Raw genomic sequence first — 21,164 nt, 5'->3', positions numbered from 1 at the left:
TGAAATTTAAAACGTCGCACTTTAAACTGTTAAAGAGCAACACATGGGAAAGGGAGTTAGACGATGCAACTCGATAAATTGCGTGGAAAAGAACTCGATCAATTATTTACAGCCATCATGAAGATGGATTCATTAGAAGATTGTTATACGCTGTTTGAAGACTTAGCGACGGTCAATGAGATCCAGGCATTGGCACAACGTCTTGAAGTCGCCCGTCAGTTACGCGAAGGTAACACGTATCATAAAATCGAAAAGGCGACAGGTGCTTCGACAGCAACGATTTCGCGTGTGAAACGTTGTCTGAATTACGGTTCCGGTGGCTATGACTTAGCACTCGCACGATTAGGTCTCGTAGAAGAGGAAGTAGCGGATAACTAACCGGTTATCCGCTATTTCTGTGAAGGAGGACGAAGCCTGATGGACTTAGCGTATCAACAAAAACTGCAACATTTCATTCGAAAACTGACGCCGATCCAGTCACTCGTCATTATTTATTTTGTAGCCGTCATCATCGGCGTCATTTTACTGGGGTTACCCTGGTCGACACAGGGCAATTACGACTGGGATTTCACGGATCTTGTCTTCATGGCCGTCAGTTGTGTCAGCGTGACCGGATTGACGACCGTCTCCGTCTCGGACACGTTCACGACGTTCGGTTACTTCATGATCATGATTCTCGTACAGGTCAGCGGGATCGGATTGATGTCCCTGCATATCGCGATGTGGGTCATCCTCGGCAAACGGATTGGCTTTCGGGAGCGGCAACTGGTTGTCCGTGACCAGAACCAGACGACGATGCAAGGGGTCGTCAAATACATTCGGGAAGTCATCATCATCATCCTGTCAATTGAAATCATCGGTGCTCTTATTTTAGGTTTGTATTATACGAAATATTTTCCGACGCTCGGCGAAGCGATGCTGCAAGGATTGTTTGGTTCGGTCAGCGCGACGACCAATGCCGGGTTCGACATTACCGGAGAATCCCTCCTTCCGTTTCGGGGAGATTTATTTGTCGTCTTTATGCAGATTTTACTGCTGACGCTTGGTGCGATCGGTTTCCCGGTCCTCGTTGAAGTCCGTCGGTACATCTCGTACCGGGCGACCCGTCAAGCGACCCGTCAACCGTATCACTTTTCATTATTCACGAAATTAACCGCATCGACGTTCTTCATCCTGGTTTTATTCGGAACGGTCAGTCTGCTGCTGTTTGAGTGGAATCAATCGTTTAAAGGATTGCCGGTCAATGAAAAAATGGTCGATGCCTTGTTCCAATCGGTGACGACCCGAAACGGCGGACTGACGACGGTCGATATTACGTCGTTCTCGCAAGCCTCGATTTTTGTCTTGTCAATTCTGATGTTCATCGGAGCGTCGCCGTCCTCCGTTGGGGGAGGGATTCGGACGACGACATTTGCCGTCGCCGTCCTCAGTGTCATCGCCTTTATTCGCGGCGAATACGGCATCAAGATTTTTGGACGCGAGATCGGACAGTCGGACATTTGGAAAGCCTTTGTCGTCATCGTCGTTTCGACCGGTGTAACGATGATTGGACTGATTGTCCTGCTGATCTTTGAAGATGCCCCGTTCCTCGTGCTGTTTTTTGAAGCCTGTTCCGCGTTCGGAACTACCGGATTGTCGCTTGGAATTACAAATGAGTTATCCGATGTCGGCAAATGGACCTTATCCGTCCTGATGTTCATCGGACGGATTGGTGTTATTTCGTTTGTCCTGTTGCTGAAGGCGAATCAACCAAAACGGAATTACAATTATCCGAAAGAATCAGTCATCATCGGTTAAGGAGGTTGTGACGTGAATCGGACATTTTGGATCAACTTTGGTTATATCTTTATGGTGCCGGCTTTACCGTTTTTAGCACTCGTCAACGGACGGGCGCTCTGTTCGCCGGATTCCCCGTTACTGGATATCCCGGTCCTGGGTTTTTTCCTGGCAGAACCGTGGGCGTTTGCCGTCCTTTATGCCTTTTTTGCACTGGGGCTTGCCGCGTTGTTAACGAAACGCCAGGTCCGGACTTGAATGGCTTCTCCCATCCCGCTCTGCGCGAGATGGGATTTTGTTTTATACTGGGTACAGAGAATGAGAAGAGAGGATGGAACGAACATGTTGTTACCCTATAACGAATGGCGTCATGTCTTTAAACTCGATCCGGCAAAAGAGATTGAAGAGGCTGCTCTTCAAGCGATTGCGACTTCGGGAACGGATGCCATCATCGTCGGAGGGACCGATGATATCACCCTCGATGCGACACTGGATTTACTGATGCGCTTGCGGCGGTATCCGGTCGCTGTGGCACTGGAAGTATCGGAGCTTGAGGCCGCGACGATGGGATTTGATGCATATTTGACGCCGAGTGTCCTCAACAGCGGAACGCTTGAGCACGTGATTGACAAGCAAGTCGAAGCGCTGGAAGAAGTCGGACATATGCTCGCGCATCAAGATCTGGTCGGGGAAGGGTATATCGTCCTGAACGCTGACGCCAAGGTCGCCCGTGTCACACAAGCAAAATCTCTTAATGATGATCAAGTGGTCGCTTACGCGCAACTGGCGGACAGTGTCTTTCGGATGCCGATCATTTATCTCGAGTACAGCGGTATGTATGGTGATCCGTCACTCGTCGCCTCCGTCAAACGGGTCTTGAAGCAAGGCCGTCTGTTCTACGGCGGTGGTATTGATTCCATCGAACGGGCACAGGAGATGTTGACACATGCCGATACGATCGTCGTCGGCAACATCATCTATGACAATTTAGAAGCGGCACTTGCGACTGTCGCAGCAACACGATAAAATATAAGAACAAAAGTTCGGAATATAGAAATGAGGCTATTTAGATGTTTAATTTAAGTGAACAGCTTGTCAGCGGATTGAACCCGGAACAAGCAAAGGCAGTCAAACACACCGATGGACCGCTCTTGATCATGGCGGGAGCAGGCTCCGGGAAAACCCGTGTCCTGACACACCGCGTTGCCTATTTGATGGCAGCAAAACAGGTCGCTCCGTGGAATATCCTGGCGATTACGTTTACGAATAAAGCGGCACGTGAGATGCGTGACCGGATTTCACGGTTGGTCGGCGGTGTCGCGAATGACATCTGGGTCTCGACCTTCCACTCGATGTGTGTCCGGATGTTACGGCGTGACATCGAAAAAATCGGCTATAACCGAAACTTCACGATTCTTGATTCGAGCGATCAACAGTCAGCACTGAAGCTCGTCTTAAAAGAACAAAACCTCGATCCGAAGAAGTGGGATCCCCGGTCGATGCTGTCGATCATCTCGAGTCAAAAAAATGAACTGCGCAGTGCCGAGTTCTACGCGTCCATCGTCACGAATCCGTATGAAAAAACGGTTGCTGAGATTTATAAAGGATACGAAGCGGTCCTGCGTCGCAACAACGCCCTTGATTTTGATGACTTGATCGGGAAGACGACAGAACTGTTTAAACAAAATCCGGACGTCCTGTCGTTTTATCAACGAAAGTTCCAATACATCCATGTCGATGAGTATCAAGATACGAACAAAGCCCAGTATGATCTCGTCAATCTCCTGGCAGCAGCCCACCAGAACTTATGTGTCGTCGGGGACTCGGATCAGTCGATTTACCGCTGGCGCGGAGCCGATATCGCAAACATCCTGTCGTTTGAGGAAGATTATCCGACAGCGAAAGTCATCCTGCTCGAACAAAACTACCGTTCGTCGAAACGAATTTTGGATGCAGCGAACCATGTCATTCAAAACAACAGTACCCGGAAAGATAAGAAACTGTGGACGGAAAACGCAGAAGGCGAAAAACTGATTGTCCATACAGCGGAAAATGAGCGGGAAGAAGCGTTTTATATCGTCCAGGAAATCCGGAATGCATTGCGTTACGGCATGAAACTAAACGATGTCGCAATTCTGTACCGGACGAATGCCCAATCGCGGGCGATTGAGGAAACGTTGCTGAAATCCAATGTCCCGTACAAGATGATCGGCGGCACGAAGTTCTATGACCGTAAAGAAATCAAGGATGTCCTGGCGTACCTGCGCCTGATTTCAAATCCGAACGAAGACTTATCATTTGCCCGGATTGTCAATGAACCGAAACGCGGTATCGGAGCGACGACGATTGATAAACTGCGTGATTTTGCCGACCTGCAAGGCGTGTCCTTGATGGAAGCGATCCGCGACATCGAATTGTCGAGCATTGCCCCGAAAACGGCAGCGAAACTGACGGATTTCCGGACAATGATTCTTGGCTTACAGCAAATGCAGGAATTCATCAGCCTGTCCGAACTGGTGGAAGAAGTCCTTGAGAAAACCGGATACCGCCAAGTCTTAAAAGAAGACAAAACACTCGAAGCACAAAGTCGTCTCGAGAACATCAACGAGTTCATCACAGTCGCACAAAACTTTGAAAAAGAGACCGAAAAAGCCGATTCGGAAGACCAAACGATCATCGCGTTCTTAACGGATTTGACGCTGGTCGCCGATGTCGATTCACTGGATGAGAGTGATCCGGGGGAACAGGTCACCTTGATGACGTTACACTCCGCAAAAGGACTCGAGTTCCCGATCGTCTTCCTGATCGGGATGGAAGAAGGATTGTTCCCGCACAGCCGCTCCCTGCAGGATGAAGACGAAATGGAAGAAGAACGTCGTCTCGCTTATGTCGGAATTACGCGGGCTGAAAAACGATTGTACTTGTCCCACGCGCGGATGCGTTCACTGTATGGCCGGACGAATGCCAATCTCGAATCCCGTTTCCTTGCCGAATTACCGGAGGAAGTATTGGAACGGACCGGTAAAAAACCGAAGCCATTGCCATGGGAAGATCGACCGGTACCGCAAGGAAAAGCCGTCATCGGCCGATCGGTCACGAAACCGACAGCGATGAAGACATCAGGCGCAGAATCACTCGGCTGGAACGTCGGTGACAAAGCGGAACACGGAAAATGGGGACGCGGAACCGTCGTTCAGACACGCGGAGCAGGGGACAGCTTAGAAATCGATATCGCCTTCCCGGAAGTCGGTGTCAAACGGTTGCTTGCGAAATTCGCACCAATCAAAAAGGTATGAGTGGAGGCGTCAAGATGATAGAACAGGCACGAATCGAGGAATTACGCCAAAAGTTGAACCAATACAGTTACGAATATTACGTCCAGGATCAACCGACTGTTCCGGACAGCACCTATGATCAATTGTTACGGGAACTGACGGAACTTGAAACGGCACATCCGGAACTGATCACGCCAGATTCACCGACGCAACGCGTCGGTGCTGCGCCGCTCGATGCCTTCGAGAAGGTGACTCATGATTTACCGATGCTATCGCTCGGCAATGTCTTTGACGAAACAGAAATCCGGGAGTGGGTCGCCCGCATCGAACGTTCACTCGGCCGGTCGACGACGTATGTGGCAGAGTTGAAGTTTGACGGACTTGCGATTTCCTTGAAGTACGAAGACGGACAACTTGTCCGCGGTGCGACGCGGGGCGACGGAACGGTCGGCGAGAATATTACACAAAACCTGCGGACAATCAAAGCCTTACCCCTTCGGTTACGTCGAAATGAGACGGTCGAAGTCCGAGGGGAAGCCTATATGCCGAAACAATCATTTGAACGCTTGAATGCGGACCGGGCAGCACGTGAGGAAGCCTTGTTCGCCAATCCGCGTAATGCAGCAGCAGGGAGCTTACGCCAGCTCGACTCGTCGATTACGGCATCCCGCAATCTGTCCTTATTCGTCTACGGTGTCGGTGTCAATACACTGAGTGCCCGTTCGCACAGCGAAGCGATGCTTCAGCTGGCTGAGCTCGGGTTACCGACGAACAAGGAGATGCAGACGTGTGAGACGGTCGAAGAGATTTTAGCCTACATTGCCCACTGGACGATGGAACGTTCTAATTTACCGTATGAAATCGACGGTATCGTCCTGAAAGTTGACCGGTATGACGATCAGGAAGAACTTGGCTTCACGGCGAAAAGTCCCCGCTTTGCGACGGCGTATAAATTTGCCGCAGAAGAAGTCATGACGACAGTCGAAGAAGTTGATTTCAGTGTCGGACGGACAGGGAAAGTCACGCCGCGCGCCCGGTTTGCGCCGGTCGTCGTCGCCGGATCAACCGTCAGTTATGCAACATTGCACAACGCGGACTTCATCACGGAAAAAGATATTCGACTGCACGATCAAGTCATCATCAAAAAAGCCGGAGACGTCATACCGGCAGTCGTCAGCGTTGTCGTTTCAGAACGGACAGGGAACGAACAACCGATCGAATTTCCGGCTCATTGTCCGGCCTGCGAGTCGGAACTTGTTCGATTGGAAGGCGAAGCGGATATTCGGTGTGTCAGTCCGGAGTGTCCGGCCCAGCTTGTCGAAGGCATCATTCACTTCGTCTCGCGTCAAGCGATGAATATCGACGGTCTCGGCGAAAAAGTCGTGCGTCAATTGTATGAACATGAAGCCATCCGGACGCTCGCCGATTTGTACCGCCTCGACCGGGATGAATTGTTGACGTATGAACGGATGGGTGAAACGTCGGTCGATAATCTTCTGACTGCGATTGAAGCGTCGAAGCAAAATTCTTTGGAACGGTTGATGTTTGGTCTCGGGATTCGATTGGTCGGTCAAAAAGCGGCGTACCTGCTGGCAGAGCGGTTTGATTCACTCGACGGCATCGCACAGGCGGAATATGAAGATATTTTAGCGATTGATGGAATCGGCAGTAAGATTGCCGATTCTGTGACGAAGTATTTTGAACATCCGGAAGCGCAAGCCTTGATCAAGGACTTAGCAGAACTCGGACTGAACCAACAGTTTCTAGGACAACGGGTCGATCAATCGAATGCACCGCTCGCCGGTAAAACGATTGTGTTGACCGGAACGCTCGAATCACTGAAGCGTTCAGAAGCCGGGAAACGGCTCGAGTTGCTTGGTGCGGACGTGACCGGCAGCGTCAGTAAGAAAACGGACATTTTGGTAGCCGGAGAAAAAGCCGGTTCGAAATTAACGAAAGCCGAGTCGCTCGGAATCGAGATTTGGAATGAAACACAATTGCTTGAAGAGTTGGCGAAATACGAAGGGTAACAGAAAATCCGTCAAACAGATGATTTAAATAAAAACAGGGAAGGTGGCATGCATCATGCGCCTTCCCTGTTTCGTATTGAAGTGTACGGAGAATTACAACGATTCGGTTTTGATTAAAATCCCTTGTTTAATCAAACGATTGGTTGCCGTTTCCGGCGGATCACACGTAATCAGTGTAAGGGTTGCTTGTTTGACGTCTTGATTTAAGACGGACAAATCCGTTGGTTTGACAAGTTGTGAGGTCTTCATTTGATAGGTATACCGATGACTTTTTGTCGTCACGATGACATGTGCACCCGTTTTCAACTCGGGCAGACGGTTGAAATGCAGTCCTTTCGTGAAACTGCGGTGTCCCGCTAAGGCGTAATTCCCTTTACCGGGCGCGCCGGTTCCTTTCAGATGACCGATGCTTTGATCAAGAATGGTCGTCGAAGCACCTTCTAAGATGACCTGTTCAAAATCAAGTGATGGAATCGTCAGTAAGCCGCTACCGTTTGTTGCGACCGGTTTCTTCGTTTCCTTGGCATCGACCGCCTTTAAATTTTGTGTCCATTGCTGTTTTAGTTCGTCAGCGGCCTGTTGTTTTTGATGATTGGTATACATCGGCCAAAGAATGAGCAGGATGCCGGCAATCAAAAGAAGAAGACCAAGAAGTCGTCGTTTCATAAAAAAATCCTTTCATCTGCTGAAAAGCAGGATATACTTTTTTGAAAATCAGGGAAAAACTACACCTTCCCCGATGGAAAACTATTCTGTTATGATAGAGAGAACGATTTTGAAAACATGGGGTGCGAAAACAGATGAAATCTAAAAAAATAGTCGCGTTGACGTTGACGAGTACATTATTCCTCGGCGCGTGTTCGTTTGATTTATCACAAAAAAGCGATACAAAAGAAGTCATTACAGAGAGTGAACAAGGAAAAGAAGTCCAGGCTGTCGTCAGTCCGGCGATTGATACGACCGATTCCTATTACCGGACCGTCTTACCGTTCCGGCCGAGTGTCGCTCGCGGGATGACACAAAAACGAGTCAGTTCACGCCTGGAGCTGGATGAAATCGAGACCGGATTGATGCGTCACTCCACTCAATTTTTTGCTCCGGATAAATACTATTATCAAGAAGGACAACTGCTCGAGGCCGATCAAATTGCCCAGTGGTTGTTACGAAAAGGAAAAGCCGGGGATGGTGTCAGTGATCCGAACGGCTTGAACCCTGCCTATACGACCGGAAAGTCTTACAAAGAAAAAAACCAAAAGTCTCCTTTGATTCTATCGCACATTTTGGAACAGGACTACATGTTGGAAGAAGATAAAAAACTCGAACTCGGCGGGACATCCGTCGCTTTAGTCTTAAACAGCGAATATGTTTTCCAGGATGAAAACTACGGTCCGACCTATACCGTGAAACTCGACGAGAAAAAAGTCATCGCAGAAGGAAAACGGATGGCAAATGAATTGGTCAAGAAAATGCGGAAAACGGACGGTATCAAAACGACACCGATCCACGTCGCCTTGTATTTGCAGGAAAGTGAAGGGTCACCGGTTTCCGGACATTATGTATCTTCCGCCTTTATCGGGCGCGGCAATCAGATCAGTTCGAACGACTGGAAGAACTATGATGAAAAATACTATTACTACCCATCGGGTGCCGCGACGAACGATGTCCGTGATGATGCCGCGAAGTTTGATTTGTTCAAGGACCGCCTCGAAGACTATTTCCCGAACTACACCGGTATGATGGGAGAAGGCTTTTATCAGGAAGGTGAACTGAAGAAGTTGGAAATCAAGATTCCGGTTCAGTTTTACGGAAAAGCAGAACTCGTAGCGTTCATTCAATACGTGACCTACTTGCTCGAAAATCGTTGGGAATACAATCGGAATGTCCCGACAACGATTACCGTCACGAACTTGAACGGCGATACGGAAGCGATGTTATTCATCGAGCCGGATACGAAAAAACCGATTGTCAAAATCCGTTGATTTCATTTGAACAGACAGACTCCTTGCGCAAGCAGGAGTCTTTTTTGTTGAGTCTAAGCTGACTTTTAAGCACAACAAAACAACGATTTACTATTGTCAGATTTCTTTAGATTTACGAAATCCGTCTTGAAGGCGCATAATAGAAAAGAAGCATCATGCGAATCAGCAGAGACACGCTGGATTCGCCTGTTTTAATCCATGGTAAGGGAGCGGGTCGCATGAAAGGTGGTATTTTTTCACAGATTAGCGCCGTCCACGAAGAGTTGCCTTCTTCTTCGCGGAAAGTCGCTGATTTTGTTTTATCGCATATGAATGAAATCGCGGGGATGACGATTCATCATTTAGCCGAGGAATCGGGAACAAGTGCAGCAGCGGTCGTCCGTTTTTGCCGGGCACTCGGTTTAAAAGGATATCCAGAACTGCGGATGCGGATTTCAGCGGATACGGCACGAACCGATTTAAAGGGGTATCATGATATTGAAAAAAATGAACGGCCTGCTGACTTAGTGGAAAAAACGGTCAGCAACAGCATTCAAGCCTTACAAGATACGGCGAAACAATTGAGTGAAGACCGGATTGCCGAAGCGGCGGATGTCTTGGACCAGGCACGCGCCATTTACTTTTACGGAATCGGGGCATCGAACGTCGTCGCGTTGGATGCTGCACAAAAATGGACACGCGTCGGGAAACTGACGATTCAGGAATCGGATCAACATCTCGTCGCGACGATTCTTGCGAACGCCAGTCCGGATGATGTCTTTTTTGCGATTTCTTACAGTGGTGAAACCGAGGAAGTCGTCGAGTTAATCCGGCTTGCCAAGATTCGCGGGCTGAAAGTCATCAGTTTGACGCGGTTCGGGGATAACCGGGTCAGCCAGTTGGCGGATATCGCCTTATGGACGTCACGGGCGCCGGAAGCGCCGTTACGCAGTGCGGCCTTAAGTTCGCGTCTCGCCCAGTTGTTTGCGATTGATGTGTTGTTTTTATCCTATGCTGCCGTCCATTATGACGATACGATCGAACGGCTGCAGTATACACGGGAAAGCGTCAAGATGTTGCACAGTAAAAAATAGGGGGCGTACATAATGAAACAGACAGTGGAAGAGATGGTGGAGCAGTTATTTCCAGTGATGGTCGAACGGCGTCGGTATTTACATCAACATCCGGAGTTGTCGTTTCATGAGGTCGATACCCCGCAATTCATTGCGGATCGATTGACGGAGCTTGGGATTGAAGTCCGGACCGGTGTCGGTGGCCGGGGGGTAGTCGGAACGATTCGCGGAGGAAAACCGGGAAAAACGGTCGCACTGCGGGCAGACTTTGATGCGTTGCCGATTCAGGATGAAAAAACCGTCGATTACCGGTCGACCGTGCCCGGTGTCATGCATGCATGCGGACATGACGGCCATACAGCGACGTTACTTGCCGTCGCCGAAATTCTGGTCCGTCAGAAAGAACAGTTGGCAGGGAACGTCGTCTTGATTCACCAACACGCGGAAGAAGTCGTTCCGGGCGGGGCACGGGACATGGTTGCCGACGGATGCCTCGACGGTGTCGATGTCATCTTCGGAACCCATCTGTGGTCGACGACGAAACTTGGAACGATTGGTTACCGGATCGGTCCTGTCATGGCAGCGGCCGATAAGTTCGAGTTGACGTTGTTCGGGCGCGGGGGACATGGCGCGAAGCCACACGAAACGATTGATGCCGTCGTACTCGGGGCGACGGTCGTCAAAGAGTTGCAAAGTATCGTCAGCCGCCGACTCGATCCCCTTCAGCAAGCGGTCTTGACCATCGGAACACTGCATGCCGGGAATACGTTTAATGTCATTGCCGACAGTGCGGAACTGACCGGGACAATCCGGACATTTGATCCGGAAGTCGCTGAGCAAATCGTCCACGAAATGGAACGGACGATTAAAGGCGTGTGTGACGCGGCAGGGGCGACCTATTCGTTTACGTACGAAAGAGGATATCCGGCGGTCGTCAATCATCCGCAAGAAACGAACCTTTTACGGACCGTTGCGTCTGACATCATGGGTGCGGATCACGTCTTTGAAATTGCTCCGACGATGGGCGGCGAAGACTTCGCGTATTATCTGCAACAAGTACCCGGCACCTTTTTCTTCACGGGAGCAGGGGACGAAACCTTTTATCCCCATCACCACCCGAAGTTTGACTTTGAAGAGCAGGCGATGCAGCATGCAGCCCGTATTTTAATCGAAGTGACCTTACGTTATCTCGAAGAGTCCAGTAATTGACGAAAAGACACCCGTTTTCCGGCTGATGATGACCGGAAGACGGGTGTCTTTTTCATGTGCTCTCTTATAAGATTTCTTGAACCCGACCGACTTGTCCGTCTTCGAGACGGACTTTGATTCCGTGCGGGTGATTCGGCGACTTGGTCAAAAGATCCTTGACGATTCCTTCCGTCCGTTTACCTGTCCGCTGGTCTTGTTTTAATACGATACTGACGTGTTGTCCGATTTTAACATCGGCGCGTTTTTTACCATCCATGTCTTGATCGCTCCTTTTTCATAATGCTAGTTGTCAGTATATCATGGTTTCCTGGAGCGAAACTTGTTTGAGGAAAATGCGTAAAGTGAAAAGAACAAAAGAATCGTCAAAAAAAGTTTGACTATATTTGACCAATTGACTGACCAATTCTATAATTAAGATACAGAACAAAAAGTTAAGGGAGTGATCAGCGTGGCGAAAGACTATTATCGAACGCTTGGTGTCGAGAAGACGGCATCGAACCAGGAAATCAAACGGGCATACCGGAAGCTTGCGAAACAATACCATCCGGACGTCAATCAGGAAGCGAGTGCGGATCAGCGCTTCAAAGATATCCAGGAAGCGTTTGATGTCCTCGGGGATGAAGAAAAACGGGCACAGTATGATCAATATGGAAGTAACTATGAACGGATGGCTGGAGCGGGTTATGGACAGTCAGCCGACTATGACGATCTTTTCCGCCAATTCAACGGACGTCAATCCCGGACGGCGGGATCGGCAGGGCAATCGTTTGGATTTGAAGATATGTTCGGTTCGTTTTTTAGTCAAGAACCGGAAGAAACGGACGAAGAACTCGAATTGACGGTTCCGTTAAGTCATCTCAGTCAGAATGACAAGGTGACGATCCGACTGGCGACAGGAGCCATTCAAATGAGTCTGCCGAAAGATTTGTATGACGGGAAAAAAGTCCGGTTACGCGGGAAAAGTTCGAAACGCAACCGTAAAGGAATTGCGGGAGATGTGTACGTGACGATTCACCTGAAGGATGATGATCAATTCCGCCGGCAGGAAACCGATGTCATCTCGACTGTCCGTGTCTATCCGACGGTATTTGTTCTCGGTGGAGAAGTCGTGGCAGATACGTTGGAAGGAAAACGTGTCAAATTAAAAATCAAGCCCGGCACAAAACCGGGAGCCCGTCTTCGGATCCCGAATCGGGGACTCAGTAACCGGGAGGGACACCGCGGTGCCTTGCTGGTTCAACTGGAAGTCAAATTACCGGAAATGGAACCATCGTTTTATGAAGAGTGGGAAAATCGTTTATCTGTGAAGGAGTGACGGGAAAATGGATTTCGAAAAATTAACGGACCGGGCACATGAAGCCATCGTATCGGCACAAGCCATTGCCAAACAGCGTCGACACAGTGAGATTACAGAGTGGCACTTGTTGCTGGCTTTGCTTTCACAAGAAGAAGGCATTGCACGGATTGTTTTTGAGAAACTCGATCAACGGATCGACCAGTTGGAGACGGGCGTCAATGAAGCACTCGGACGGTTACCGGCGCTCGGTCAATCCTCGACGCCGCGAATCAGCAACTCCTTATTGCAGGTGTTGACGGAAGCAGAAACCGAAGCCCGTTTGATGCAAGACGATTACGTTTCTGTCGAGCACTTATTGTTAGGTCTTGTGAAACAATCGAGTCCGGCGACACAATATTTGCGGAGTCAGGGTGTGACCGAACAGGTCTTGCGGGAAGCCATCATCGAGATGCGGGGCAACCGGAAGGTGACGACGAAAAATCCGGAAGCGACCTTTGATGTCCTGAAGAAATACGGGCGGGATCTCGTCGCGGATTTCCGGTCCGGTAAAACGGATCCGGTCATCGGACGGGATGACGAGATTCGCCGGGTCATCCGGATTCTCAGCCGGAAAACAAAAAATAATCCCGTCCTGATTGGCGAACCTGGGGTCGGTAAAACGGCAATCGTCGAAGGACTGGCTCAACGGATTGTCCGGGGCGATGTACCGGAGAGTCTCAAAAACAAACAGTTGTTCAGCCTCGATATGAGTACGCTTGTCGCGGGTGCCAAATACCGTGGTGAATTCGAAGAACGTCTTCAGGCGGTCTTAAATGAAGTTAAGGAAGCAGAAGGACAAATTCTGTTGTTCATCGACGAATTGCACACGATTGTCGGTGCCGGGAAGACCGAAGGCGCGATGGATGCCGGAAACATGCTGAAACCGATGCTTGCCCGCGGAGAGCTGCACTGTATCGGTGCGACGACTTTAGATGAATACCGGAAGTACATCGAAAAAGATCCTGCACTTGAACGCCGCTTCCAACAAGTGCTGGTCGCGGAACCGGATGTCGAAGATACGATTTCGATTTTACGTGGTCTGAAAGAACGGTTTGAAATCCATCATGGTGTCCGGATTCATGATAATGCCCTGGTTGCGGCAGCCATCCTGTCAGACCGGTACATCACGGACCGTTTCATGCCCGATAAAGCCATTGATTTAGTCGATGAAGCGTGTGCGATGATTCGGACCGATATGGAATCGATGCCGGCGGAACTGGATTCACTCGTCCGCCGTGTCATGCAACTTGAAATCGAAGAAGCCGCACTGAAAAAAGAAACCGATGAAGCATCCCGGAAACGACTCGAGACCCTGCAACAGGAACTCAGTTCTGTCCGGGAAGACGAAAGTGCGCTCCGGACACGATGGGAACGCGAGAAAGACAGTTCCCAAAATGTCCAGCAGTTGCGGGCAGATCTTGAAAAAGCAAAACTGGCTCTTCAGGAAGCTGAAGGACGGTATGATTTGAATACAGCCTCGGAAATCAAATACGGACAGATTCCGGCACTTGAAAATCAGTTGAAAGTGGCGGAAGAATCAGCGGAACACGTCGCGCATGAACTCGTCCGGGAAGCCGTGACGGACGAAGAGATTTCCGATATCGTGTCGAAGTGGACGGGAATTCCCGTCAGCCGTCTCGCACAAGGGGAACGCGAAAAGTTACTGTATTTAGAAGATACGTTGCATGAACGTGTTTTTGGTCAGGATGAAGCAGTCCGGCTGATCTCGGATGCTGTCATCCGGGCGCGTGCAGGAATCAAAGATCCGAATCGTCCAATCGGTTCGTTCCTGTTCCTTGGACCGACAGGAGTCGGGAAAACGGAGCTTGCGAAAGCTCTTGCAGCCGCCATGTTTGACAGTGAAGAACACATCGTCCGGATTGATATGTCCGAGTATATGGAGAAACACAACGTTTCCCGCCTGGTTGGAGCACCTCCCGGTTATGTCGGTTATGAAGAAGGCGGTCAATTAACAGAAGCCGTCCGTCGGAGTCCGTATTCGGTGCTGTTGTTTGACGAAATCGAAAAAGCACACGGGGACGTCTTCAATATCTTACTTCAAGTACTGGACGACGGCCGTTTGACCGATGCGCAAGGACGGGTGGTCGATTTCAAGAACACGATTGTCATCATGACATCGAACATTGGATCGCATATTTTACTCGAAGCAGCAAAAGACGGTGATATTGATGCGGCCGAAGAAGAAGCGGTCCGCCAAGAACTGAAAAAGTATTTCCGGCCGGAATTCCTGAACCGGATTGATGACACGATTCTGTTCCATCCTCTCCACCGGGCGGAAATCGAACGGATCATCGACAAGGCCGTCAGCAAGATGGCAGAACGTCTGTCAGGTCGTGAAATTACGATTGATGTCACAGAAGCGGCGAAAACGTTAATTTTCAATGAAGCGTTTGAACCACAGTACGGTGCCCGTCCGATTAACCGGTATATCCAGCGGACGATTGAAACGAAACTGGCACGGGCTCTGATTAGTGGATCCATCCAGGATGGTTCGCATGTGGCGATCGATACAGATGGTACAGAACTCGTTATCCGCTAAACTATAGTTTAAAAGGTCGTCTCATCCTCTGACAGTCAGGGGAGAGACGACCTTTTGAATGAGAAGGAAAACTAAAAAAGAATAACGGCATACCTCGTGACGAAAAAGCATGATAAGCTAATGAAAACGACAGGAAGAGGGACTCCGATGAACGTAACGCAACAACAACTAGAAGAATTAATCGCTGAATGCCGCCCCTATACGGTGCTCGGGCAGGTGGCGAGTTATATACCAGAACTGGCAAAATCGGAACCGACCCAACTCGGAATCGCTGTTTGTAATGCAGACGGCAGTTTTGTATCCGCGGGAGACGCCGAAACGATGTTCACCTTACAAAGTGTTTCAAAAATCATCACGTTAGCCTTTGTCCTCGAGACATTTGGTGAAGATTACGTGTTCTCGAAGGTCGGTATGGAACCGACGGGAGACGCGTTCAACTCGATTGCGAAGCTTGAAGAGACGATTCCGACGAAACCCCTGAATCCGATGATCAACGCCGGAGCACTCGCTGTGACGAGCATGTTACCGGGGGAAGATGCAGCCGATAAGCTGAACCGGTTACGCCAATTCATTGCCGATCTGCTGGATATCGAACTCGATATGGTCAAATACGATGCAGAGGTCGCGAAGTCCGAATTCGAGACGACCGACTTAAACCGGGCTCTGCTGTACTTCATGCGGTATCATGGAGTCATCGAAGGAAATGTGGAAGAAATCATCGATGTTTATACGAAACAGTGTGCGATTTTGACCAATTGTAAAGGACTCGCGATGATGGGGAAAATTTTAAGTCAATCCGGAAAAACACCATCCGGGAATCAAGTCATCTCCCGCCGGAATGCACGGATCATCCGGGCGATCATGACGACATGCGGCATGTACGATGCGTCCGGTGAATTTTCAGTCCAGGTCGGGTTACCCGGAAAAAGCGGGGTATCGGGTGCCATCGTGGCCTGTGGTCGCAGTGACTTCGACATGGCGGACCTTGGAATCGGTATCTTCGGACCGGCACTTGACCTGAAAGGAAATTCGATTGCCGGAACGAAGATGCTGGAGTTGCTCGTCCAGCGTCATCCTTAATCAAACGACAGTTGATCGAGCAGTTTCGAAAGCTTTTTCTCAAGACGGGTGATTTCTTTTTGTTGTTGCGCAAGCTGGTCGTCAGGAACGCTGAAAAGACGCCAGCGTTCGAGGCGGTTATACGTATCATTGATGTCACCTAATTGGGTTTGAATCCGTTTTAACCGGTCGACGGACGATTTCGGGAAGTCGGTATACGGACGTAAATACTCGACCGTATAGCGGTAGAACTTTGTTGCAAGCCGTAACTCATGCATCATCTGAATACGCTTATTCCCTTCCTTATGCTGAACTTTTTCATAATGAAGTTTCTTTTTGTCGAATCGTTTTTCAACTGTCTGAAGAAGATCTTTTTCATCAATCCGTTTTAATTGTTTCGTCAAGCGACCGGCTAAAAATCGACGGACGGAGCGGTCGAGTTCGTCGGAAATCAACAGATGCATCGTTTCGAGTAACGTGGCCCGTTTGCCTTGCAGTTGTAAGGCGAGGTGTTCCGCGAATAACTGCTCAATCGGAGAAGTGACACCTTGTTGACTGAGTTGAACATCAAGATCCCGGACTTGACCGAACGCAGCCATCAATCGTTTCCAGATGAGATAGATTGGTTCCTCCGTTTGATCGACTAACTTCGCGAAGGTGATTAATTTACGTAAACGGATCCGCGCCTGGTGAACGTCTTCCGGGTTTTTAAATGTTTGGGCTTCCTCGGCATAATGATTAAATGTCGACCAGGTCTCGAGTAATTCAAAAGTTAAATTTTCCGCATCACGATGATTCAAATGAATCCCTCCTTAAATAATTTACGTAGAACAAATAGCAAACTTGAATGCTTCAATAAAAATAGGGTGCAGGTTGCCCTGGAATGTGGTGGAACAATGTTAGAGACAACTACGCTATCGGGAAAGATTCAACAGTTCATGAAGATTTTCTTTCCGATTCTGGTCACACAGGTAGCGTTTTACTTAATTAGTTTTTTTGATACGGTCATGGCCGGACGATATGGGTCGGCTGATTTAGCGGGCGTCGGCGTCGGAGCCAGTCTGTGGGCACCGGTTTACACAGGATTGACGGGTATTTTATTAGCCGTGGCACCGCTTGTCTCCCAAGCAATGGGGGCACGAAAAGAGCGGGAAGTGAAGCGGATCGTGATTCAGGCATTGTATGTCTCCGTCGTCATCATCGTTTTGACGGTTCTGCTTGGACTCGTGCTCGTGAATCCGATTTTGAACCAAATGGAATTATCGGATCAGGCACGTCATGTTGCCCGCATCTATCTCGTCATGTTAGGTTTTGGAATCATTCCGATGTTCGTCTTCTTTGTCCTGCGCACCTTAATTGATTCGTTAGGCAAATCGAACATCACAATGACGTTATTATTATTCTCTTTACCCATTAATGTGGCTTTCAATTATCTGTTTATCTTCGGAAAGTTTGGTTTTCCGGAACTGGGCGGGATTGGAGCAGGAGTGGCAACAGCCATCACATACTGGATTTTATGTATCGCGGTTGTTGGTGTCGTCTTGAAAGGTGAACTGTTTCAACGGCTCGGGATTCTCCGTCGTTTTTATAAACCGGATGTAACACGAATCAAAGAATTGGTATTGCTCGGTGCACCGATTGGATTAGCAATCTTTTCGGAAGTCAGTATCTTTTCAGCCGTGACTTTGCTGCTTGGCGCCTACGGCGATGTCGTCATTGGAGCCTATCAGGCAGCGATTAACTTTGCTTCGTTCGTTTATATGATTCCACTCTCGGCCGCATCAGCCCTGACGATTACGGTCGGGTTCGAGATGGGAGCCAAGCGGGTCAAGGACGCCGTCCAGTACGTGTGGATCGGCTTGTTGCTGTGTCTGGTCGTTTCCTTGTTTTCAGGTGGACTGCTGTACGTTCAAAATGAACGGATTGCGGCACTTTACAGCAACGATCCGGCAGTCATCAAAATGGCGGCTCATTTCATGATTTTAGCAATTTTCTTTCAATTATCCGATGCAGTCGCGGCACCCACTCAAGGTGCACTTCGCGGATTCAAAGATGTCAACGTCACGTTTATTTTGACGATTACCGCGTACTGGGTCATCGGACTACCACTCGGATTTTATTTTGAGCGGTTTACGGAACTTGGACCGGATGGGTATTGGTGGGGATTGATCATCGGACTTGCCGTCGGAGCCAGTCTTCTCTTGCTCCGCCTGATGCATCTTGTCAGAAAATCAAAGGAGGTCGTGAAATGAGATTCAATAAACAACGTGTGTTGACAGTGGCGAAAATCATTTTGCCGATTATCTTGATTGCATTCATTTTTTATCAGGGTCAAAACGAATTAAGAAGTCTGTCGTTAAAGGAATCCATTCGGGCGATTCAGCAAATTCCGTCCTGGAAGTTTATTTTATTGATTGTATCGGGGCTTGCAGCGGTCGCGACGATGTTCTTTTATGATTTCTTTTTATTGCGTTCGCTTCAAGTGAAGGTTCCGATCGGATTGATTTTCCGGGCATCCTGGATTGCCAACTCGTTTAACGGCATCATCGGTTTTGGCGGACTTGCCGGAATGGGGGTCAGAACCGCCCTCTATCGACCGTTCGTCGAAGGAACCCGGTTATTGAAAGCCATCGGTTGGATGGCACCGACATTGATCAGCGGATTATCGATTTTATCGGCATTATCCTTATTAAACGTCTTTCCGGCATTTGAAGTGTTGGATTTAAAGAAATGGTTATGGCCGGTCATCATCGGTGTTGCCTTCTTCTTCCCGGTCTATCTGTTGTTTACTTTCCGACGGGGGAGCAGCAGTATCCGTCCGTCGTCGATCGCCCTCTATTCGCTTGTATCGCTTGCGGAATGGTTCAGTGCGGGAGTCGTCGTCTATTTTATTTTGGCGGCCCTCGGAACGGATGTCAGTTTTTCTAAAGTCATCGGCGTCTTCATCATCGCCGCGACAGCCGGTCTGATTTCGATGGTACCGGGAGGATTCGGTTCGTTTGACTTGGTCTTTTTGATCGGTATGCAGCGTGCCGGCGTCGAAGAAGGTATCGTCCTTACCGGATTGTTGATTTATCGTCTTGTATATTATTTGATTCCTTTTGTGATCGGGGTCATTTTCTCGGCACGTGAGTTCAGCGGTCCGGTCGTCAAAATGATTGAGGATAAACCGATTGTCGGCCCGTCGGTTGAGGTCGGCGGCGTCATCTGGCGGCTTCAGTTACGTTTTTTAAGTAAAGTCCGACATTTTACATTGGCCTTGATTACGTTACTCGCCGGCATTGCGATTTGGGGTCTGGCGATTTTGCCGCCAAACTCGACACAGTATGAATATTTGGAAGCCCGTCTGCCGCATGAATTGTTGTTGCTTGCGAACAGTTTCTTTTTGATGGCCGGCTTGTTGTATGTACTGCTTGCACCGTCTCTGTACCGACGGACTAAACGTTCGCTGTATATGATTTATGGTGTTTCGGCTTTTGCTTTAATCGGGATGGCACTGCGCGGATTTAACTTGATCTCCTTGTCTGTCGTGTTGATCGTGCTGGTTTTAGTGACGATGTCACGGAGTGCCTTTCATCGTGAACGGACGTTGATCACGACGACTCGACTGATTAGGGCCGCTTTTGCCGGTTTTTTATACATCGGTGGATTCATCTTCTTCGGATATGCCTTTTACACACTCGGTTCGGCTGACGGAACAAAGGTTTATCCTGCCCATGAGATCTTCATGTTTGCCGCGAGTGCATCGATTTTTGCACTTGTCTACACACTCGTCTTCATTCGTTTATTCAATACCTTTAATCAGCCGGTCTTGGGTGAAAAGTTAGATCTGCAAAAAGTTAAGGATGTCTTGACGGAAGAAGGGGGAAATTATTTAAGTCACCTGGCTTTTCTCGGAGATAAACGCTTTTTCTTCTCCGAGTCCGGACGTTCATTTATTCAGTTCAGTCAGACCGGAAACCGGATTATGATGCTTGGTGATCCGAGCGGAAATCCGGAAGAGCATTCCCAGTTGATTGCCTGTTTCTTACGGCGTGTTGAGGATTTAGGTTATATCCCGAACATCTATCAGATTCAGGCACAGAACATGTCGTTGTATCATGATTTCGGCTTTAATTTCTTTAAGCTTGGTGAAGAGGCGATTGTCGACATGACGACCTTTACCGTTTCCGGGAAAAAACGGGCCGGCTTACGTTCCATTAAAAATCGTTTTGAACGGGAAGGGATGACGTTTGAAGTCGTATCGCCTCCATTTAGTGAAGCGTTGCTGAATCAATTACGTGACATCTCGGATGAATGGTTAGGAGGGAAATCCGAAAAAGGATTTTCATTAGGCTATTTCAACGAGTCTTATTTGAATCAAGCGCCGATCGGCATCATGCGTGATGCCAATCAGCAGATGCTTGGATTCATGACATTCATGCCGGCGTATCAGGAAGGTGTTCTCTCGATTGATTTGATGCGTTTTCGTCCGGATGGTCCGAACGGGATCATGGATGCCATGTTTATCCGCTTGTTTGACTATGCGACTGAGCAAGGCTACCACACCTTTAATATGGGAATGGCTCCTCTCTCATCCGTTGGTGAGGACGAAACATCATTTTGGCAGGAACGTGTAGCTGCCGACGTATTCAACAACATCCGGTACATGTACAGCTTTACCGGGTTGAGACGCTATAAAGAAAAATATGATCCGAAGTGGGAAGGACGTTACCTCGCATATCGCAAACGTCAATCATTAACAATTGCGATTTTAAAAGTGACACGTCTGATTTCGAAGAAAAAGGATCGGATTTTATTACCGTAATCAAAGAAGATTCTGGACTAGACTCCGGAATCTTCTTTTTCATAATCAGTTAAATGTATAAAGGTCTATACAACTAGAAAC

Annotated in this window: 17 protein-coding genes; 14 read left to right on the top strand and 3 right to left on the bottom strand. The window is 48.8% G+C overall.

Features of this window, described 5'->3' with window-relative positions:
- Positions 1 to 63 precede the first annotated feature (63 nt).
- The 6 genes from KNP93_RS15050 to ligA all read left to right on the top strand — a co-directional run bounded on the left by KNP93_RS15050 (position 64) and on the right by ligA (position 7,081).
- On the top strand, positions 64 to 378 hold the full coding sequence (locus KNP93_RS15050) for a YerC/YecD family TrpR-related protein (protein WP_012369366.1): 315 nt from the start codon (positions 64 to 66) through the stop codon (positions 376 to 378).
- Between the two features lie 39 nt (positions 379 to 417).
- Positions 418 to 1,797, top strand: a complete 1,380-nt coding sequence (locus KNP93_RS15045) for a TrkH family potassium uptake protein (protein ID WP_131504453.1) — start codon at positions 418 to 420, stop codon at positions 1,795 to 1,797.
- A 12-nt stretch (positions 1,798 to 1,809) separates the two neighbouring features.
- On the top strand, positions 1,810 to 2,034 hold the full coding sequence (locus tag KNP93_RS15040) for a hypothetical protein (protein ID WP_131504454.1): 225 nt from the start codon (positions 1,810 to 1,812) through the stop codon (positions 2,032 to 2,034).
- 84 nt (positions 2,035 to 2,118) lie between these two features.
- Entirely contained in the window at positions 2,119 to 2,802 is a 684-nt protein-coding gene (pcrB, locus tag KNP93_RS15035; RefSeq protein WP_214855971.1) for a heptaprenylglyceryl phosphate synthase, read from the top strand.
- Between the two features lie 44 nt (positions 2,803 to 2,846).
- Positions 2,847 to 5,072, top strand: coding sequence for a DNA helicase PcrA (pcrA, locus tag KNP93_RS15030; RefSeq protein ID WP_214855969.1), 2,226 nt, complete (start codon positions 2,847 to 2,849; stop codon positions 5,070 to 5,072).
- A 14-nt stretch (positions 5,073 to 5,086) separates the two neighbouring features.
- Positions 5,087 to 7,081 (top strand): NAD-dependent DNA ligase LigA, encoded by a 1,995-nt coding sequence (gene ligA, locus KNP93_RS15025; RefSeq protein WP_131504457.1) that lies wholly within the window; start codon positions 5,087 to 5,089, stop codon positions 7,079 to 7,081.
- Positions 7,082 to 7,174: 93 nt separating this feature from the next.
- Here ligA and KNP93_RS15020 read toward each other — a convergent pair whose 3' ends face one another.
- A complete protein-coding gene (locus KNP93_RS15020; RefSeq protein WP_114596947.1) occupies positions 7,175 to 7,747 on the bottom strand; it encodes a class D sortase in 573 nt (190 codons plus the stop codon).
- 134 nt (positions 7,748 to 7,881) lie between these two features.
- Between KNP93_RS15020 and KNP93_RS15015 the strand changes: the two genes are divergently transcribed.
- The 3 genes from KNP93_RS15015 to KNP93_RS15005 all read left to right on the top strand — a co-directional run bounded on the left by KNP93_RS15015 (position 7,882) and on the right by KNP93_RS15005 (position 11,321).
- Positions 7,882 to 9,060, top strand: a complete 1,179-nt coding sequence (locus KNP93_RS15015) for a CamS family sex pheromone protein (RefSeq protein ID WP_026829293.1) — start codon at positions 7,882 to 7,884, stop codon at positions 9,058 to 9,060.
- 218 nt (positions 9,061 to 9,278) lie between these two features.
- On the top strand, positions 9,279 to 10,133 hold the full coding sequence (locus tag KNP93_RS15010) for a MurR/RpiR family transcriptional regulator (RefSeq protein ID WP_131504460.1): 855 nt from the start codon (positions 9,279 to 9,281) through the stop codon (positions 10,131 to 10,133).
- A gap of 12 nt (positions 10,134 to 10,145) precedes the next feature.
- Positions 10,146 to 11,321, top strand: coding sequence for a M20 metallopeptidase family protein (locus tag KNP93_RS15005; protein ID WP_131504461.1), 1,176 nt, complete (start codon positions 10,146 to 10,148; stop codon positions 11,319 to 11,321).
- A gap of 64 nt (positions 11,322 to 11,385) precedes the next feature.
- Here KNP93_RS15005 and KNP93_RS15000 read toward each other — a convergent pair whose 3' ends face one another.
- The gene (locus tag KNP93_RS15000) at positions 11,386 to 11,577 is read right to left on the bottom strand and encodes a YwbE family protein (RefSeq protein WP_012369376.1); all 192 of its coding nucleotides are present in this window, start codon (positions 11,575 to 11,577) and stop codon (positions 11,386 to 11,388) included.
- 192 nt (positions 11,578 to 11,769) lie between these two features.
- Here KNP93_RS15000 and KNP93_RS15910 point away from each other — a divergent pair, with 192 nt between their 5' ends.
- The 3 genes from KNP93_RS15910 to glsA all read left to right on the top strand — a co-directional run bounded on the left by KNP93_RS15910 (position 11,770) and on the right by glsA (position 16,297).
- Complete coding sequence (locus KNP93_RS15910; protein WP_012369377.1) at positions 11,770 to 12,636, top strand: DnaJ C-terminal domain-containing protein; 867 nt, start codon at positions 11,770 to 11,772, stop codon at positions 12,634 to 12,636.
- Positions 12,637 to 12,643: 7 nt separating this feature from the next.
- A complete protein-coding gene (clpB, locus tag KNP93_RS14990; protein WP_214855967.1) occupies positions 12,644 to 15,217 on the top strand; it encodes an ATP-dependent chaperone ClpB in 2,574 nt (857 codons plus the stop codon).
- 147 nt (positions 15,218 to 15,364) lie between these two features.
- Positions 15,365 to 16,297, top strand: a complete 933-nt coding sequence (glsA, locus tag KNP93_RS14985) for a glutaminase A (protein WP_012369379.1) — start codon at positions 15,365 to 15,367, stop codon at positions 16,295 to 16,297.
- On the opposite strand, the gene KNP93_RS14980 is transcribed toward glsA, so the two are convergent.
- Positions 16,294 to 17,076, bottom strand: a complete 783-nt coding sequence (locus KNP93_RS14980) for a CHAD domain-containing protein (RefSeq protein ID WP_214855965.1) — start codon at positions 17,074 to 17,076, stop codon at positions 16,294 to 16,296. The two genes, glsA and KNP93_RS14980, sit on opposite strands and share 4 nt — an antisense overlap.
- 96 nt (positions 17,077 to 17,172) lie before the next feature.
- On the opposite strand from KNP93_RS14980, the gene KNP93_RS14975 reads away from it, so the two are divergent.
- Complete coding sequence (locus KNP93_RS14975; RefSeq protein ID WP_131973676.1) at positions 17,173 to 18,528, top strand: MATE family efflux transporter; 1,356 nt, start codon at positions 17,173 to 17,175, stop codon at positions 18,526 to 18,528.
- Positions 18,525 to 21,083: a bifunctional lysylphosphatidylglycerol flippase/synthetase MprF gene (mprF, locus tag KNP93_RS14970; protein ID WP_131504465.1), complete on the top strand. Its 2,559-nt coding sequence runs from the start codon at positions 18,525 to 18,527 to the stop codon at positions 21,081 to 21,083. The genes KNP93_RS14975 and mprF overlap by 4 nt, the downstream gene beginning before the upstream one ends.
- The last annotated feature ends 81 nt before the right edge of the window (positions 21,084 to 21,164 follow it).

This window comes from Exiguobacterium sp. s166, assembly GCF_018618855.1.
Lineage (GTDB): Bacteria > Bacillota > Bacilli > Exiguobacteriales > Exiguobacteriaceae > Exiguobacterium_A.
Note: the sequence above shows the minus strand (reverse complement) of the source record. Positions and strands in the feature narration are given on the sequence as shown.